At 69.0% G+C, this 17,691-nt stretch carries 10 protein-coding genes; 5 read left to right on the forward strand and 5 right to left on the reverse strand.

Going from position 1 to position 17,691, the window contains the following annotated elements:
- Positions 1–17: 17 nt before the first annotated feature.
- The gene (locus ABZ795_RS07995) at positions 18–872 is read right to left on the reverse strand and encodes a DUF5753 domain-containing protein (RefSeq protein WP_357529773.1); all 855 of its coding nucleotides are present in this window, start codon (positions 870–872) and stop codon (positions 18–20) included.
- A 149-nt stretch (positions 873–1,021) separates the two neighbouring features.
- Here ABZ795_RS07995 and ABZ795_RS08000 point away from each other — a divergent pair, with 149 nt between their 5' ends.
- The 3 genes from ABZ795_RS08000 (at position 1,022) to pglZ (ending at position 8,249) form a co-directional block, all read left to right on the forward strand.
- A complete protein-coding gene (locus tag ABZ795_RS08000; RefSeq protein ID WP_357529774.1) occupies positions 1,022–1,549 on the forward strand; it encodes a hypothetical protein in 528 nt (175 codons plus the stop codon).
- 86 nt (positions 1,550–1,635) lie between these two features.
- Positions 1,636–5,385: a hypothetical protein gene (locus ABZ795_RS08005; protein ID WP_357529775.1), complete on the forward strand. Its 3,750-nt coding sequence runs from the start codon at positions 1,636–1,638 to the stop codon at positions 5,383–5,385.
- Positions 5,382–8,249 (forward strand): BREX-2 system phosphatase PglZ, encoded by a 2,868-nt coding sequence (gene pglZ / locus ABZ795_RS08010; protein ID WP_357529776.1) that lies wholly within the window; start codon positions 5,382–5,384, stop codon positions 8,247–8,249. Before ABZ795_RS08005 ends, pglZ begins: the two co-directional genes overlap by 4 nt.
- Positions 8,250–8,383: 134 nt before the next feature.
- Here the strand turns inward: pglZ and ABZ795_RS08015 are convergent, their stop codons facing one another.
- From ABZ795_RS08015 to ABZ795_RS08025, 3 genes are all read right to left on the reverse strand, one after another.
- Positions 8,384–9,052 carry a hypothetical protein gene (locus tag ABZ795_RS08015; protein WP_357529777.1) on the reverse strand — a complete coding sequence of 223 codons (669 nt, stop codon included), beginning with the start codon at positions 9,050–9,052 and terminating at the stop codon, positions 8,384–8,386.
- A 168-nt stretch (positions 9,053–9,220) separates the two neighbouring features.
- Complete coding sequence (locus ABZ795_RS08020) at positions 9,221–9,529, reverse strand: hypothetical protein (RefSeq protein WP_357529778.1); 309 nt, start codon at positions 9,527–9,529, stop codon at positions 9,221–9,223.
- A gap of 37 nt (positions 9,530–9,566) precedes the next feature.
- A complete protein-coding gene (locus ABZ795_RS08025) occupies positions 9,567–10,139 on the reverse strand; it encodes a GNAT family N-acetyltransferase (RefSeq protein WP_357529779.1) in 573 nt (190 codons plus the stop codon).
- A gap of 143 nt (positions 10,140–10,282) precedes the next feature.
- Between ABZ795_RS08025 and recQ the strand changes: the two genes are divergently transcribed.
- Complete coding sequence (recQ, locus tag ABZ795_RS08030; RefSeq protein ID WP_357529869.1) at positions 10,283–12,166, forward strand: DNA helicase RecQ; 1,884 nt, start codon at positions 10,283–10,285, stop codon at positions 12,164–12,166.
- Positions 12,167–12,183: 17 nt separating this feature from the next.
- Here recQ and uvrC read toward each other — a convergent pair whose 3' ends face one another.
- Positions 12,184–14,217, reverse strand: coding sequence for an excinuclease ABC subunit UvrC (uvrC, locus tag ABZ795_RS08035; RefSeq protein WP_357529780.1), 2,034 nt, complete (start codon positions 14,215–14,217; stop codon positions 12,184–12,186).
- A gap of 192 nt (positions 14,218–14,409) precedes the next feature.
- On the opposite strand from uvrC, the gene ABZ795_RS08040 reads away from it, so the two are divergent.
- A complete protein-coding gene (locus ABZ795_RS08040) occupies positions 14,410–17,673 on the forward strand; it encodes a penicillin acylase family protein (RefSeq protein WP_357529781.1) in 3,264 nt (1,087 codons plus the stop codon).
- The last annotated feature ends 18 nt before the right edge of the window (positions 17,674–17,691 follow it).

Below are 17,691 nucleotides of genomic sequence, written 5' to 3' on the forward strand. Positions count from 1 at the left end.
CCCCTTGTGAGTGCGGGTCAATCCGGGTAGTCGTCAACGATCCGCCTCATGAAGGCCGCCGACTCGTCGGGATCGAGCGCCTTTGCGATGAGGTGGTCGAACACGAGTCTATATCGCGCCACGTGCCTCTCTTCCTCGAGCAGGAGAGTGCTGGAGTCGTTGTCGATGTAGACGACCGTAGGATCCAAGGCTGGGTCGGCGTAGTCGAGCAGAGCAAAAGGCCCGCCCATCGCCGCGTGTGCACCGGCCGAGAAGGGCAGGATCTGTATCTCGACGCCCGGTAGTTCACACGCCTCAATCAGCCGCGTCACCTGCGCGCGCATCACCTTCGGCCCGCCGACCACCCGGCGGACAGCCGCCTCGTCGATGACAATCCACAACCTCGGCGGCTCGTCCCTTGAGAGCAGGACCTTACGACCAAGGCGAGCCGCCACGCGCCGGTCGATCTCGTCCTGGTCGGCGGTGCTGCGGCCGGCCCTGACGATGGCACGGACATACTCCTCGGTCTGCAACAGGCCCGGCACGTAGAGGCTCTCGAAGGTGCTGATCGAGGTCGCCTCGGCCTCGAAGCCGACGTAGTCGTCCGGCAACACGTCACCGTAGGCACTCCACCATCCCTTCTGGCGTGCCTGTCGGTGCAATGCGGCCAGCGACCCCCGCTCCTCGGTGGTAGCTCCGTAAAGGTCGAGCAACGACTGTAGGTCCTTGGCCATCACCCGCGAGTGCCCGAGTTCAAATCGAATGACCTTGGTCCGGTGCCAGCCAAGCTGACCGGCCACCTCTTCAGCGGTTCGACCGGTGCGATCACGTAGTCGGCGCAGCTCCCGTCGCAGGCGGCGGGCTCTGATCGTCGGGCTCGGCACTTGCGCCATCCCCAGCTCCTTCACGCAGAGTAACCGATTGTTTCCGGGACGACACTAAACAGTCAAAGACGATGCCTCCAGAATTATGACGTTGCATTTTTCCTAGACTTACCCCAATCTGCTTGTAACCACTTCATCACACAGCGAAAAGGGGCGGCATGACTGACAACCGGTCGTCGCAGTGGGGGCGGGGCAGGCGGGCCGCCGGGTTTCAGGAGGATCTGGCCGCCGTACTGGATGGGGCTGACGTGTCCGAACGGCAGCGGGCCGCCATCGCCCACGCGCTGACCAGGCAGAGCGCGCTTACGTCGTACGTCGATGCCCTGGTCGACCGGTACACGACGGAGCGCGAGCGGCGCTCGGGTGCCCTGCCGCCCACCAACGCGGGCCGGTTTCCCCGCCGTTGGACGTTGCACCTGACCTACCTGGCCATCGACCCGCAGGAGGCCCGGGAGCAGGCGGTCGTCTACACCGAGGGGCTGACGATCCTCCGCCCCGAATTGCCCGCCGGTGCCGCGCTGCTGTCCCGCGCAGACGCCTGGAACCACGTCGAGCCGGTCTTCTGCGGCCGGACCGGTCCGGACGGCGAGGTCTGCATGGATGTCACCGGACATCCCGGCTTCCACAGCGCGGCCGGTCCCGGCGGGCTCTGCTGGGGTGACGGCGACGACCCAGCGCCGCAGTGACGGGGTGTGCCGCCGGAGACGGCACGGCGGTTGGCCGGCGCTCGCGGAAGACAGTTCCCGGTGCGCCTTCCGCTACGGTGTTAACCATGCTGGCACGGTCCCCTCAACCCCTGCTCCGGGAATTCATCGAGATCCCCGAGCCCTCGGCCACCAGCGACAGCGACTTCGTCCTCAAGCTCGCCGATGGGGTCAGTGACACCGAGCGGACCCTGAAGGATTACGTCATCCCGCCAGGGTTGGTCGACAACTTCGATCAGGCCCTCGGGCTGATCTCCACGGCGCTGGCCACCGGTGCGTCCCGCGCCGCCTACCTGCACGGCTCGTTCGGCTCCGGCAAGTCACACTTCATGGCGGTGCTCTACGCGCTGTTGCGCGGTGAGCGGGCCGCCCGGGAACGAGACGAGTTCGCTCCATTGCTGGCCAAGCACGACACGCGGTTGGCCGGCCGCAGGTTCCTACTCGTGCCGTACCACCTGATCGGGGCCAAGTCGCTGGAGCAGCGGGTGCTCGGCGGCTACATCGAGCAGGTCCGACGGCTGCACCCGGACGCCACGATCCCGGCGGTGCACCGTACGGACGCCCTGTTGGACCAGAGCCGTCACCTGCGCGAGCAGATCGGCGACGAGGCGTTCATCGCTGGTCTGCCGCAGGGTGAGGACAAGTGGGGGGACCCCGAGGGACGCTCCTGGGACCCGGCCCAGCTCGACGCGGCCTTCGCCGCAGCGCCCGACGACGAGCTCCGCCGCCAGTTGGTCCACGACCTGCTGAGCACCTGGCAGCAGGGCTTCTTCCGGAACGCGCTGGAAGACTCGGAGGGCTTCGTCTCGCTCGACCGGGGCCTCACCGAAATCGCCCGGCATGCCAAGGAGCTGGGTTACGACGCGCTCGTGCTCTTCCTCGACGAACTGATCCTGTGGCTGGCCAACTCCATCGGCGACCAGCGGTTCGTGTCCCGGGAAATCCAGAAGATCACGAACTTCGTGGAGGGCAGCGACGCCCGCCGCCCCATCCCGGTGGTCACCTTCATCGCCCGCCAGCGCGACCTGCGTGACCTGGTCGGCCAGGAGGTCACCGGGGCCAGCGAGCTGGGCTTCCAGGACACCCTCAACCTCGCCAGCGGACGCTTCGACGTGATCACGCTGGAAGACCGCAACCTGCCGGAGATCACCCGTAAGCGGCTGCTCAGGCGGGTCGGTGGGGACGATGGGCCAGCCGATCAGGCGCTCGCCGAGGCGTTCGAGCGGGTCACCCGGGTCCGCAACGACGTGTGGACCACACTGCTGGGCACCGACACCGGCAGCGGAGCAGACCTGGAGTCGTTCCGTAAGACCTACCCGTTCAGTCCGGCCTTCCTTTCGACCTTGGTGCATGTCTCCAGCGCGCTGCAACGCTCCCGCACCGGGCTCAAACTGATGCGGCAGCTACTCGTGGACCGCCGCGACGACCTGCGGCTCGGTGACCTCATCCCGCTCGGTGACCTGTTCGACGTGCTCCGCAAAGGCGGAGATCAGCCGTTCACCGAGAAACTGAAGGCCGAGTTCGAGACCGCGCAGAAACTCTACGAGAACAAGCTGCGGCCATACCTGCTGGAGCGGCACCAGCTCACTGACGACGACCTTGCGGCAGTTCGCCACCAGAGTTCGCCGGACCCGCAAGTGGCTCCGCGGATCAGGGCCTTCACCGGCGAGGACCGGCTGATCAAGACCCTGATCCTGGCCGCGCTCGCCCCCTCCGTCCCGGCCCTGCGCAACCTCACCGCCCGCAAGCTCTCCGCACTCAACCACGGCAGCATCACCAGCCCGATCCAGGGTGGTGAGGTCAGCCTGGTCAAGCGGCGGATCGAGGACTGGGCCGCCCGATTCGGCGAGATCAAGATGCTGGACGGCGACGGTGTGCGCCTCGACCTCATCGGGGTCGACGTGGAGAGCGTGCTCAACAACGTGCGCCACCTCAACACCCGGTCCACCCGTCAGCGACTCGTCAAGCGCCTGCTCTGGAAAGAGTTCGGCATCGTCGAAACCAACCAGGACTGCGACCAGGCGACGCTGACGTGGCGAGGCAGCCGACGCAGCATCGAGGTCGTCTTCGGCAATATTCGCGACGAAAAGGAGCTGCGCGACGAGGCCTTTCACCCGTTCCTCCCCACGTCGTGGCGGCTCGTCGTCGACTATCCCTTCGACGAGAGCGGATACCACCCCTCAGACGACCGGAATCGGGTCCAACAGTTGCGGTCCCGCTTCACCGACCAGGTGCTCTGCTGGATTCCGGCGTCACTGACCATCGGGCGGCAGCAGGATCTGGGCCGATTGGCGGTACTGGACGCCCTCTTGACCGGACGTCGGTTCGATGATGCCGCCAAGCACCTCAGCGAGGACGACCGGCGGCGGGCGCACGCCACCCTGACCAGCCAGCGCGACGCGCTGACGGTCGCGGTCACGGCGGTGTTGAAGCAGGCGTACGGACTGGCTACCAAAAAGCCCGAAGATGTCCTGCCCACGTACGACGAGCACCTGATCACGCTGAGCGGCGGTCCGACACCCACGCTGCCGATCGGGGCCCGTCTGGCCGACGCCCTGCGCGACGTCGCCGATCAACTTCTGCGGCAGCAGTACCCTGCCCATCCCGACTTCGATCCGGACCGCCGCGAAGAGGTCCTGAAGCCCGCCGACATCCGTACGGTCCTGGAGTACGTCCGGCGTGCGGTAGAGGCGCTCGACGGCCGGATCGAGGTGGAGAAGAAGGACCGTCCGGTACTCCGCCGGATCGCCAACCCGCTGCTGCTCGGCGAGATGCACGAGGCTGCCTTCGTTCTGGGGCGCCATTGGGTGGAGCACTTCCAGCGCCGAGCAGGCCAGGAAGGCATCGAGGGCGACCTGCGGGTGCCCGATCTGCTGCGCTGGCTCGATGAGCCGCGAGCGCAAGGGCTGGACCCGCTCGTCGCTCAGCTCGTGCTGGCCTGCTTCGCCGAACAGACCGACCGGGCTTGGATCCGGCACGGCGTCGTCGTCACTCCGCAACCTGAGCTGACCGCGATCACCGGGGAGCTGTCCCTGCGTACCCCGCAGCGGCCCGACCCGGCGGACTGGACCGCGGCCCGGGAGCGGGCAATGCACCTGTTCGGCTTCATGCCACCCGGCCCGGCTCGCGGCCGGCTGGTGGCGATGTTCGTGCAGGATCTGTCGAAGCGGGCCAGATCACACAAGGAGGCGGCGCACCGGCTCGTCGAGGATCTGGAACGACACGCAGCGCAGATCGGGCTCGAGCCACGCGCACAGTGGCCACGGCTGCGCACCGCGCAGGCCGCCGCCGATCTGCTCGACGAGCTGGACTCACCCCACCAGGAAATCGACGTCGTGCGACAGCTCGCTCACGCCGACCTTGGCGGTCCGGCCGAACGCGCAGGCCGCAGCATCCGCAGCGCGGAGGATGTCCGCCGCGCCCTGCGTGACGCGCCATGGGATACGTTCGGGCTACTCGCCGATCTCGACGGGCAGTGGTCGACCGAGGCGGCCGAGATCCTGCACTCAGTACGCCAGGCGCTCCTCGACGACGAGTTGACCACCCCGCTGGCCGGAGCCTTCGGTAAAGCCCGCAGCCGAGCGACCGAGCTGTTGCGCCGGGCCACGAAGCGTCCACCTCGCCCTGTTTCCGCCCTCCTGGCAGACGAGCCGACCTCGACAAGGACCGCCTTGGTCCACGATGCCGGGCCCCTGGAGCAAGGGGACACCGTCGTGGCCACCGACGAAGACCTCGACGCTGCGTTGGAGGGTGTCCGCGCGGTGCTTCGACAGCATCCCGAACGGAGGGTCGAGCTGCGCTGGCGGGTGCTGCCGTGAGCCGCACGACCGGAGTCACGGCGAGCCAGGCGGACAGCGGCCCGGCCGCATTGCCCGTCAATCCGGGCGCGCTCGCCCAGCGCATCGCCCAGCAGTTTCGGAAGTACCCGCCCCGGGAAGGGATTTCGCCGGTGGTGCTGGTCGCCGCAGCACCGGTGTGGCCCCACGATCCGTTGCTGAACGTCGGGGACCGCCGAGTCCGCGTGTTGCCGTGCGTGTCGGTCCTGGCGATCTGGGAACAGGTCACCCAGACCCATGATGATCCGGTGGTGCTCCTGACCGACGTGTCGCAGCATGAGTTGGGCACGGGACTCCTCAGCCGGGTGTTCCGTCGCCGGGTCATCCATCTTGAGCCGTGGGATCTGGTGGCCGAATGCTTCGGTGCCCGGCAGCTCGATTCCCGGCTGGTGAACCTACGTTGGGCGGGCACGGCGTTGATCGAGGCCATGCCGCCGAAGGGGTGGCCCCGGCTCCCCGGCACGGTGCTGGAACGGGACACCGCCCTGCGTCACCTTGCCAGTGAACGGCTGGGGATGGCCCGGCTGGGGATGACACCGGATGCTCTGGATGTCACCGCGCTGTTGTGGTGGACGACTCTGTCGGGGACTGCAGAGGCGCTCGCCGCGTTGCCGGAGGCCGAACGCAGCGGCCTGACCGACTGGCTGGTCGCCAGCTTCGGTGCGCCGATGCGAGCCCTGACCGCGCTGTTCACTGTGGATCGGCTCGGCGATGCTCTTCCGCTGGGGCTCGTTTGCGCGGCACTCTGGTCGCCCAACGCCAGCGCCGATCCGGACATGTTGCGCGCCCAAGGTCGAATCGAACAGTACTTCGGCAACCCGCCGTTGCCCTCAAGCGTCATCAGCCGCTTCGGTGCTGCCGCCGACCGGGCGATGAGCGACCTGCTCCAAGCCGCCGCCCGTCGCGACGCCCGGCTGCCGTCCGCCCGGCAGATCAGTCACACCGTCCTGGACCGGGCCGAGCAACTGCTGTTGATGTTCGGGGCGCAGGAGGCGGGAACAGTCAGCATCACCCTTCGCTCGGGCTTCGAACACCGCCTCGGCGTGACGGCTAGCGAGATGCAGGCTGCGTTGTCGGCCACCGATGCCGGCCGACAACCGGAACGGGTCTCCGCCGCAGTGAACACGCTCGACGCCGCGATAACGGAGCTTGCGGCACACCGGTTGTCGACCGCCTACCCCCACCGGGTCGAACGGGCCCGGATGGCGCTGCGGTTGGTCCGCTGGCTGACCGTAGGAACTGATGAGCCAACCGGTATCGCGCACGGCGTCGACCAGCAGGTTGCCGAATGGGGCTGGGTCGACCTGGCGTTGGAGCACGTCTGGGCTGGCGACGATGCCCACACCGAACTGGGTCGCGCCTACCGTTCCGTGTACGACCGAGTTCAACACCGCCGGCGCGAGTTGGACAGCGCCTTCGCCGAGAGGCTTGCCAACTGGACCCGCGACGGCAGTCCCACGAACGGCCTCCTCACGGTGGAGTCCCTGTTGCCGAGGATCGTCGCACCCGTGGTGCAGGAAGGCGCCCGGCCCCTGCTGCTGATCGTGCTCGACGGGATGAGCACGGCGGTCGCTGCCGGTCTCGGCGAGGAACTGGCTTCCCTGGGCTGGGTGGAGTACGACCCGCTCGGCGAGGCTGGCGAGACACGACGACGTGCTGCGATTGCGGCTCTGCCGACCGTGACCTCGGCATCTCGGACCTCGCTGCTGCAGGCAAAGCTCGGCACGGGAGACCAGGCCGCCGAACGGGCCGCTTTTCGGCGGCATCCGCTTTGGCGTGGCCGCCGCGCCGAAATCTTTCACAAGGGCAACGTGCTCGGCGAGGCGGGCGATGTACTGCACGAGCGACTGGTGCAGGCGCTCAGCGACGCGGACACCCTGGTCGGTGTCGTGGTGAACACCGTGGACGACGCGCTCGACCACGGTCGGGAAAGCGCTGACCCCGGCTGGCAGCTCGCCAATCTCGGTCCGCTGCGTGCGCTGCTCGACCACGCTCGCTACCACGGTCGCGCAGTGATCCTGACCAGCGATCACGGTCACGTACTCGAACGCGACACCGAGCAACGGGCAGTGGCAGGCGCAGCCTCCGCCCGGCACCGAACCGACGCCGCACCAGCAGGTGAGGGCGAGGTGGAACTCGTCGGCCCTCGAGTGGTCGCCGAAGGACAACGGGTGGTGGCACTCTGGGATCCGCAGTTGCGCTACCTGCCGCGACGGGCCGGTTACCACGGCGGTGTTTCGCTGGCTGAGGTCACCATACCGGTGCTGGCCCTACTGCCGCTCGGTGCGTCCGCGCCAGCCGGTTGGCAACCGCTGCCCGCACCTCAACCAGCCTGGTGGACAACCAGTACGAGCACCCAGCAGCCGACCATGTCGAGCTCGGTAACCGCTTCGGGACGAAGCGACATCAGCCGAAACCCCGTCCGCAAGCAGCGGAAGCCTGCAGCTCCGGTTGGTGCCACCGCACTGTTTGACCTTCCCGGCCCACCGTCCGCTCCCTCTGCCCGGGGCGTTTCGCTGCTGGACCAGTTGTTCGACTCGGAGATGTTCAAGGCACAACAAGCCACTACGCCACGTCGGGTCCCCGAAGCCAAGATTCGCTCCGCCTTGGCAGCCCTACTCGACAACAATGGGATACTGCCAACCCTGCTGCTGACGGAGCGAGCAGGCGAACAGCCGGCACGGGCCAGCGGCTTCGTCGCCACTCTGCAACGGATCTTCAACGTTGACAACTATCCCGTCCTGTCCCAGATCGACGACGGACGCAACATTCGGCTCGATGAGGCGCTGCTGCGCCAACAGTTCGGCATTTCCGAGCGGGCGCACAAGACTGACCGTCAGGACTGATTTCTTAATTCTCTGGATAGTCTCCCTCGCCACCGCCCCTCCTCACCGACCCCGCCGACCTGCTGGTCGCCCCCTGCTACGTCGACCCCACCGGCTCCCCCGCTGGGCCAAACGGGTACCGGTCCCCCGGTGGCTCAGCGGGCCTGCAGCCAGCGGATGTGGATGTCCTGGTAGCGGAGCGGGTCGACGGCGGCCGGGTCATCGAGGAGTTCGACGAGCAGAGCGCCGTTGGGCAGCCGGCGAGCCCGGTCTGCGATCTCGGGCAGCGGTGCGGGTGGCAGTCGACGATCGGGGCCCAGGTAGGTCCACCAGCCGAGTTCCGCCAGCCAACCCCCCACGGGGTGCGAGCCGTCGTGAATGTCAAGGTGCCACACCTGCTCGGTGGACCACTCGTCGAGAATCCGTCCGGAGTCGGCGTGCAGCCGTACGGCGACGTCAAGCCACAGGTCGGTCAGTCGAGCGTGCAGTTGGCGGAAGGTGTCGGCCGCCGGCAGCGGGCGGCGGTGACAGTACGCCGAATCCAACGCCCAGGTCAGCGTCCCCGCCCGCCACATCACGAAGAAGACGTCGATCTCGTCGTTCGTCCAGAACTGGCCACTCGCGGTGCCCGTCGCCATGGCCTCCAGGGCCGCCTGCGCGTCGTCGACCGTACGCAGCTCGCTGTCCGAATCGAAGAACAGGTTGATCAGCCCGTCAGGGCGTTGCGGCACCAGGCCCCGGGCGCCCGCCAAGGCGTACAGCTCACGAAGAGCCGGCTCCGCCGCCGACTGCACATGCAGTTCCCAGATCCAGTCCGACCCCACCCCGGCATGGTGAGGTTCGCCCCCGGGCATCGCAAGACACCCGGGTCCCACCTGCCGATCTGCGCCTGGATGATCAGGTCCCGCACTTTCCATCGCGCAAATCCCGGATGACCAGCGACGGCATTCAGCAGTCGACTCAGCGCCTCCCTGATCAGCGCCTCGCGATACTCAGGCGTCTCCGATGAACCCCGTGCTGGGATCGATCATGGCCAGGAAGGCGCGGATGTTCTCCCGGTGCTCATCGAGCGACAGGTCCCCGGTCGGGCTCAGGCCGAATCCGTAGCCGGGATTCGGCCCGCTGAGCCAGGTGTAGTGGGTGCCACCGCCGGAGTCTGGGCGCAGGGCGAACAGCTCTCCGTCGACCTCGATAGTCAGCGAGGTGGCATCGACGGCACCCTCAGGTCGGGGATGCAGGCCGGGCTCGGCCTGCGGCTGGGGTTCCCGGTCACCGCCGTCATCCGCATAGAAATCCCTCACCCGGTCATTGTCGTGGACCGGCCCAGCCGGTTCGGGGTCACCGCAGATCCAGCCGCATGAGCACCCGGGGGAATCCGGCGAGTACCGAGGTGGTGTCGGCTGCCTTCACGAAGCCCGCCTGCTCGAAGACGGCGCGGGTGCCGACGTAGGCCATGGTGAGGTCGACCTTCTCGCCGCGGTTGTCGACCGGGTAGCCCTCGATGGCCGGTGCGCCGCTCTCCCGGGCGAAGGCGACCGCGCCGGCCAGCAGGTGGTGCAGAATGCCCTGTTTACGGTGGCCGGGACGGACCCGGAAGCACCACACGCTCCACACATCGAGATCGTCGAGGTGCGGGATCCGTCGGTTGCCGGCGAAGCTGGTGTCGGCTCGCGGGTGCACCGCCGCCCAGCCGACGACCTCCTCCCCGTCGTAGGCGAGCACCCCGGGAGGGGGGGTCATCCCGACGAGTTCACGCATCCGGTCGCCGCGCATCGTCCCGCGCAACCGCTGGTTCTCCTTCGACCCGATGCGGTAGCTCAGGCACCAGCACACGTTCGCGTCCGGCCGCTTCGGGCCGACGAGGGTAGCGACATCCTCGAACACCGTCGCCGGGCGTACCTCAATCGCCATGGCCCCCACCCTGCCACCACCCACCGACATCTCCGCCCGATCCCGGCGGACGCACCGCGCCCACCGGTCCCTCGGCCGGGAATGGCGACCGGTCCGCCGGACGGGGTGGCTCGTAGAATCCTCGGATGGTCTCCCCCGCCGATATGAGCATCGCCGACGTGAGCATCGCCGATCTGGCCACCTCCGACGCGCCGGCCGGGGAGAAGGTGACAGCGGCGCTGGAGGTGCTGCGGCGGGTCTTCGGGTACGACGCCTTCCGGGGCTTCCAGCGCGAGGTCATCGACCACGTGGTGGCCGGCGGGGACGCCCTGGTGCTGATGCCGACCGGGGGCGGCAAGTCGCTGTGCTACCAGATCCCGGCCCTGGTCCGCGACGGGGTGGCGGTGGTCATCTCGCCGCTGATCGCCTTGATGCAGGACCAGGTGGACGCGTTGACCGCGGTCGGGGTGAAGGCCGGTTTCCTCAACTCCACCCTCGATCTGGACACCCGCCGGCTGGTCGAGGCGGAGTTCGTGGCCGGGGAGATCGACCTGCTCTACCTGGCCCCGGAGGCGTTGGCCAGCCGGGCCACCCTGAGCCTGCTGGACCGGGCCCGGATCAGCCTGTTCGCCATCGACGAGGCGCACTGTGTGTCGCAGTGGGGGCACGACTTCCGGCCGGACTACCTGAACCTGTCGATGCTGCACGAACGCTGGCCGGGGGTACCCCGCATCGCCTTGACGGCCACCGCGACCAGCGCCACCCGGTCCGAGATCGCCACCCGGCTCAACCTGACCGAGGCCCGGCACTTCGTGGCCAGTTTCGACCGGCCCAACATCCAGTACCGGATCGTGCCGAAGCGGGAGCCGCGTAAGCAACTGCTGGCCCTGCTGCGCGACGAGCATCCCGGGGACGCCGGCATCGTCTACTGCCTGTCCCGCGCCTCGGTGGAGAAGACGGCGGAGTTCCTGGTCGCCAACGGCATCGACGCCCTGCCGTACCACGCCGGTCTGGACGCGCGGACCCGCGCGGCGAACCAGCAGCGGTTCCTGCGCGCCGACGGGGTGGTGATGGTGGCGACCATCGCCTTCGGGATGGGCATCGACAAGCCGGACGTCCGGTTCGTCGCCCACCTCGACCTGCCCAAGTCGGTCGAGGGCTACTACCAGGAGACCGGCCGGGCCGGGCGGGACGGCCTGCCGTCGACGGCCTGGCTGGCGTACGGGCTCCAGGACGTCGTGCAGCAGCGCAAGATGATCGACACCTCCGAGGGTGACCTGGCGCACCGGCGTAACCTCGCCGCCCATCTCGACGCGATGCTGGCGCTCTGCGAGACCGTCCGCTGCCGTCGGGTGCAGTTGCTGGAGTACTTCGGCGAGTCGGCCACCGGCGACTGCGGCAACTGTGACACCTGCCTGGAGCCGCCGGAGTCGTGGGACGGCACGGTCGCCGCGCAGAAGCTGCTCTCCACGGTCTTCCGGCTGGACCGGGAACGCAACCAGCGTTTCGGGGCCGGGCACTGCATCGACATCCTGCTGGGCCGCAACACCGACAAGATCACTCAGTACCGGCACGACTCGCTCACCGTCTTCGGCATCGGTGACGACCTCAGCGAGGCGGAATGGCGGGGGGTTGTGCGCCAACTGCTGGCCGAGGGCCTGCTGACCGTCGAAGGGGACTACGGCACCCTGGCCCTAACCGAGGCCAGCGCCGAGGTGCTGGGCCGACGCCGTACGGTCATGCTGCGCCGCGAAGCGCCCCGCCCCGCCCGCGCAGCCCGTACCCCCAAACCCCGAGGCGCAGCCACCGTGATCGCCGAGTTGCCGGCGGAGGCGACCGGCACCTTCGAACGCCTCCGCGCCTGGCGAGCCGCCACCGCCAAGGAACAGGGCGTCCCCGCCTACGTCATCTTCCACGACGCCACCCTGCGCCAGATCGCCGCCACCCTCCCCACCACCCTGGCCGCCTTGTCCCAGATCAACGGCGTAGGCGAAACCAAACTGGCCAAATACGGCGACCAGATCCTCACCGTCCTCACCGAACCCTGACATCGTTGATCATGAGGTTAGCGGCGGAGTTGATCTCCATCACTGCCGCTAACCTCATGATCAACGGGGGCCTCGGCGGGGGCCTCGGCGGGGGCCTCGGCGGGGGCCTCGGCGGGGGCCTCGGTAGGGGGTGGGGGTGGGTTGAGGGTGGTGAGGATGGTCTGGGCGGTGCGGGGGCCTATGCCGGGGACTTGGGTGATCTCCTCGACGGTGGCCGTTGCCAGGCGTTTCAGGGAGCCGAAGTGGTGCAGGAGGGCTTTGCGGCGGACTTCGCCCAGGCCGGGGATGTTGTCCAGGGCGGAGGCGGTCATCCGCTTGGAGCGGCGTTGCCGGTGGAAGGTGATGGCGAAGCGGTGCGCCTCGTCGCGTACCCGTTGCAGCAGGTAGAGCCCCTCGGAGGTGCGCGGCAGGATGACCGGGAAGTCGTCGTCGGGCAGCCACACCTCCTCCAGCCGCTTGGCCAGGCCGCACAGGGCCACATCGTCGATGCCCAGCTCGGCCAGGGCCTGGGCGGCGGCGGCCACCTGGGGAGCCCCGCCGTCGACCACCACCAGTTGCGGGGGGTAGGCGAACTTGCGCGGGCGGCCGGTGGTCGGGTCGACTCCGGGGCGGTCCGGGTCGGCGGCGGTCTCCTCACCGATCTCGCCGGTCTCGGCGCGCACGTCCAGGTAGCGGGCGAAGCGGCGGCGCAGCACCTCGGACATCGCGGACAGGTCGTCCGTGGCCCCTCGGATGATGAAGCGGCGGTACTCGCTCTTGCGGGGTAGGCCGTCCTCGAAGACGACCATGCTGGCCACCACGTCGCTGCCCTGGATCTGGGAGATGTCGAAGCACTCGATGCGCAGGGGTGCCGTCCGCATCCCGAGCGCCTCGCTGATCTCGTCCAGGGCCTTGCTGCGGGTGGTCAGGTCACCGGCCCGCTTGAGCTTGTGCCGGGCCAGGGCGTCCTTGGCGTTGCGCTCCACCGTCTCCAGCAGGGCACGCTTGTCACCACGCTGGGGCACCCGCAGACTGACCCGGCTGCCCCGGTGGGTGGACAGCCAGTCGGTCAGGGCCTCGGCGTCGGCCGGCAGCTCCGGCACCAGCAGCTCGCGCGGCACATCGGCCTCGCCGTGCTCACCGCCGTAGACCTGGGTGCAGAAATGGTGCACCAGGTCACCCGTGGTGAGGTCCTCGGTCTTCTCCACCACCCAGCCGCGCTGGCCCCGCACCCGACCGCCCCGCACATGGAAGACCTGCACGGCGGCCTCCAGGGGGTCGTCGGCGAAGGCGACCACGTCGGCGTCCGTACCGTCGCCGAGCACCACGGTCTGCTTCTCCATCGCCCGGCGCAGGGCGGCGACGTCGTCGCGCAGCCGTGCCGCCCGCTCGAACTCCAGCTCCGCGCTGGCCTGGGCCATCTCGCGTTCCAGCCGGCGCACCATGGTGTCCGTGCGCCCGGCCATGAAGTCGCAGAACCCCTCGACGATCTCGCGGTGCTGCTCGGCGCTGACGCTGCCGACGCAGGGGGCGGAACACTTGCCGATGTAGCCGAGCAGGCAGGGGCGGCCGACCTGACCGGCCCGCTTGAACACCCCGGCGGAGCAGGTCCGCGCCGGGAAGACCCGCAGCAGCAGGTCCAGGGTCTCGCGGATCGCCCAGGCATGGGAGTACGGCCCGAAGTAGCGCACCCCCTTGCGCTTGGCCCCGCGCATCACCTGCAACCTCGGATATTCCTCGTCGAGGGTGACCGCCAGGTAGGGGTAGGACTTGTCGTCGCGATAGCGGACGTTGAACCTCGGGTCGTACTGCTTGATCCAGGTGTATTCGAGCTGGAGGGCCTCGACCTCCGTGCCGACCGTGACCCAGTCGACCGATTCGGCCGTGGTGACCATCTGTCGGGTCCGCTCGTGCAGCCCCAGCAGGTCGGCGAAGTAGGAGTTGAGGCGGCTGCGCAGATTCTTCGCCTTGCCGACGTAGATCACCCGACCGGTGCCGTCACGGAACCGGTAGACCCCCGGGGACTCCGGGATGGTGCCGGGGGCGGGGCGGTAGGTCGACGGATCAGCCACCCTTCGAGCCTAGTCGCCGCCCCCGACAGCCCGAATCGTCCCTGGTCGACGCCTTCCTGCCCGAGCGGGCCCGATACGACGACCCTCCCGATTGACGTCTTCCAATATTGACCGGCCCGTCCTACCATCCAGTAGCCGAATGTTCTTCACGTAATGATCCCGTCCGATGGCCCCCGTCCACAGAGGATCGCCATGACTGGTCACACCGCCACCCGCCGGCTGTTCGCCGGGGCGACCGGCGCCATCGCCGTCGCCGCCCTGCTGGTCGCCGTCCCAACCAGCGCCACCGCCACCGCCCCCACCACCGCCGCGCCGGCGACCAGCACCCTCGCGGTGAATGTCGCCAGCGCCTTCGCCGGCAACGACTACTGCCTCGGCGAATGCTCCGAGATCCTGCCGCCGGGCCAGAACGGCAACGCCACCCTGGTCGAGATCCTCGGCAACCAGGCCTTCGGCACCCTGCCCCGGCACTCCGCCGACCAACTCGACAAGTACGCCAACCTGGTCTACGGCTACGCCGGACTGCGCGAGGACAAGATCGGCGAGTTCTTCCACGACGCCGCCTTCGGGGTCGCCCCCAACCAGGTCGAACGCGACTACTCCCCCCGCTCGGACGTCCGCATCGTGCGGGACAAGGCCACCGGGGTACCACACATCACCGGCACCACCCGGGCCGGCACCATGTACGGCGCCGGGTACGCCGGAGCCGAGGACCGGCTGTTCACCATGGACCTGCTCCGCCACGTCGGCCGGGGCACCCTGACCTCCTTCGCCGGTGGCGCCCCCGGCAACCGCGCCCTGGAACAGAGCGTCTGGCGTACCTCCCCCTACACCGAGGCCGACCTGGCCGCCCAGGTCGAGGCGCTGCGCCGCAAGGGTGGGGCCCGCGGCGAGCAGCTCTACACCGACGTGCAGGAGTACACCGCCGGCATCAACGCCTACATCGGCACCTGCATGTCCGGCCGCAACTGCCCCGGCGAGTACGTGCTGACCGGTCATATGGATGCGATCACCAACGCCGGTGGACCGAAGCCGTTCACCATGACCGACCTGATCGCCATCGCCGGGGTGGTCGGCGGCCTGTTCGGCGGCGGAGGCGGCAACGAGATGCAGTCCGCCCTGGTCCGCATCGCCGCCCGCGCCAAGTACGGCCCGGTCGAGGGCGACCGGGTGTGGAACGGCTTCCGGGGCCAGAACGATCCCGAGACCGTGCTGACCCTGCACGACGGTCAGAGCTTCCCGTACGGCGCCGCCTCCCCCGACGCCCCCAGCGTGGTGCTGCCCGACGCGGGCTCCGCCCGGGTCGAGCCGGTCGTCACCGACCCCACCGGCTCCGCCACCACCGCCGGCACCAACAGCTCCTCCGAACTGGCCGCCGCGCTGTCCGGGCTTACCATCACCCCGGCCAACCGGGGCATGTCCAACGCGGCCGTGATCTCCGCCGAGCACTCCGCCACCGGCCACCCGATCGCGGTGTTCGGGCCGCAGACCGGCTACTTCTCCCCGCAACTGCTGATGGTCCAGGAGTTGCAGGGCCCCGGCATCAGTGCCCGGGGGGCCGCCTTCGCCGGGCTGAACCTGTACGTGCTGCTCGGCCGGGGTCAGGACTACGCCTGGAGCGCCACCTCCGCCATCCACGACATCACCGACACGTACGCGGTGCCGCTCTGCGTGCCCGGCGGCGGTACGCCCACCCTGGCCGGCACCCACTACCTGTTCCGGGGCCAGTGTCTGGCGATGGAGGAGCTGTCGCATGTCAACCGGTGGAGCCCCACCGTGGCCGACAGCACCCCGGCCGGGTCGTACAAGCTGGTGGCCTGGCGGACCAAGCTGGGCCTGGTGGCCTGGCGCGGCACCGTCGGCGGGGTCCCGCACGCCTTCACCCAGCTGCGTTCCACCTACGGGCGGGAGGCCGACTCGGCGATCGGGTTCCAGATGTTCAACGACCCGACCCAGATGGGCACCGCCTCGGCGTTCATCGAGTCGGCCCACAACGTCGAGTACGCCTTCAACTGGTTCTACGTCAACTCCACCCAGTCGGCGTACTTCAACTCCGGGCTCAACCCGGTGCGGGCCGTCGGCAGTAACCCGAACCTGCCGATGAAGGCCGAGCGGGCCTACGAGTGGCAGGACTTCGACCCGGACACCCGCACCGCCCGGTACGCCCCGCGCTCGGCCCACCCCCAGTCGATCGACCAGGACTACTACATCAGCTGGAACAACAAGCAGGCCAAGGACTTCGGGGCGGCCGACGGCAACTTCAGCTTCGGTGCCGTGCACCGGGGTGACCTGCTGGACAAGCCGGTGAAGGCGGCCATCGCGGCCGGCCGCAAGTTCGACCGGGGCTCCCTCACCGAGTTGGTGCAGCGGGCCGGGCTGACCGACCTGCGCGGTGCGGAGGTGCTCGACGAGCTGATCCGGGTGCTGGAGAGCCAGCCGGTCACCGACACCGCCCTGGCGGCCGAGATCAGCCGGCTGAAGGCGTGGCGGCAGGCCGGGGCGCTGCGGGTGGAGACCGCCAAGGGCAGCAAGGTGTACCAGCACGCCGAGGCGATCCGCACCTTCGACGCCTGGTGGCCCCTGCTGGTCCGGGGGATGTTCCGGGACCAGCTCGGCCCGGACCTCTACCAGTCCCTGATCAACACCCTGCCGATCAACGAGTCACCCTCCGGCCTGCAACAGGGTGACGTGTCGAACCTGTCCTCCTCGGCCAACGGGGCACAGACCCACAAGGGCTCGGCCTTCCAGTACGGCTGGTGGGGCTACGTCGACAAGGACCTGCGTACGGTCCTGGGTGACCCGGTCGCCGGTGGTCTGGGGCGTACCTTCTGCGGCAACGGCAACCTGGGTTCCTGCCGGCAGGTTCTGCTGGACACCCTGCGCACGGCGGCGGCCACCCCGGCCACCACCACCTACCCGGGTGACGCCAGTTGCGCCGCCGGGGAGCAGTGGTGCGCGGACGCGATCATCCAGTCCCCGCTGGGCGGCATCAAGCACGCCACCATCGCCTGGCAGAACCGACCCACCTACCAGCAGGTGGTCTCCTTCCCGGCCCGCCGCGGCGACGACCTGACCAACCTGGCCGCCGGGCGGCCGGTCAGCGCCTCCAGCAGCCAACTCGGCAACGGTGCCGCCCGCGCCGTGGACGGGAACCTGGGTACCCGCTGGGCCAGTTCCTGGTCGGACAACCAGTGGATCCGGGTGGACCTGGGCAGCGTGCGGCAGATCGGCCGGGTGGTGCTGGCCTGGGAGGCGGCATACGCCCGGTCGTACCGGGTCGAGGTCTCCGCCGACGGCAACACCTGGCGGTCGGTCTGGTCGACCACCGCGGGCGACGGCGGCACCGATGTGGTGGCCTTCACCCCCCAGCAGGCCCGCTACGTACGGATGACCGGCCTGACCCGGGCCACCTCCTACGGCTTCTCCCTGTGGGAGCTGTCCATGTACGCCCACTGAGCGCTACCGGCGTGGCCG

It is taken from the genome of Micromonospora sp. NPDC047134 (assembly GCF_040643455.1).
Taxonomy (GTDB): domain Bacteria; phylum Actinomycetota; class Actinomycetes; order Mycobacteriales; family Micromonosporaceae; genus Micromonospora.

Coding starts and splice junctions, on each gene's coding strand:
- ABZ795_RS07995 (WP_357529773.1), bottom strand. CDS start 872: ATGGCGCAAGTGCCGAGCCCGACGATCAGAGCCCGCCGCCTGCGACGG.
- ABZ795_RS08000 (WP_357529774.1), top strand. CDS start 1,022: ATGACTGACAACCGGTCGTCGCAGTGGGGGCGGGGCAGGCGGGCCGCC.
- ABZ795_RS08005 (WP_357529775.1), top strand. CDS start 1,636: ATGCTGGCACGGTCCCCTCAACCCCTGCTCCGGGAATTCATCGAGATC.
- ABZ795_RS08025 (WP_357529779.1), bottom strand. CDS start 10,139: ATGGCGATTGAGGTACGCCCGGCGACGGTGTTCGAGGATGTCGCTACC.
- recQ (WP_357529869.1), top strand. CDS start 10,283: ATGAGCATCGCCGACGTGAGCATCGCCGATCTGGCCACCTCCGACGCG.
- ABZ795_RS08040 (WP_357529781.1), top strand. CDS start 14,410: ATGACTGGTCACACCGCCACCCGCCGGCTGTTCGCCGGGGCGACCGGC.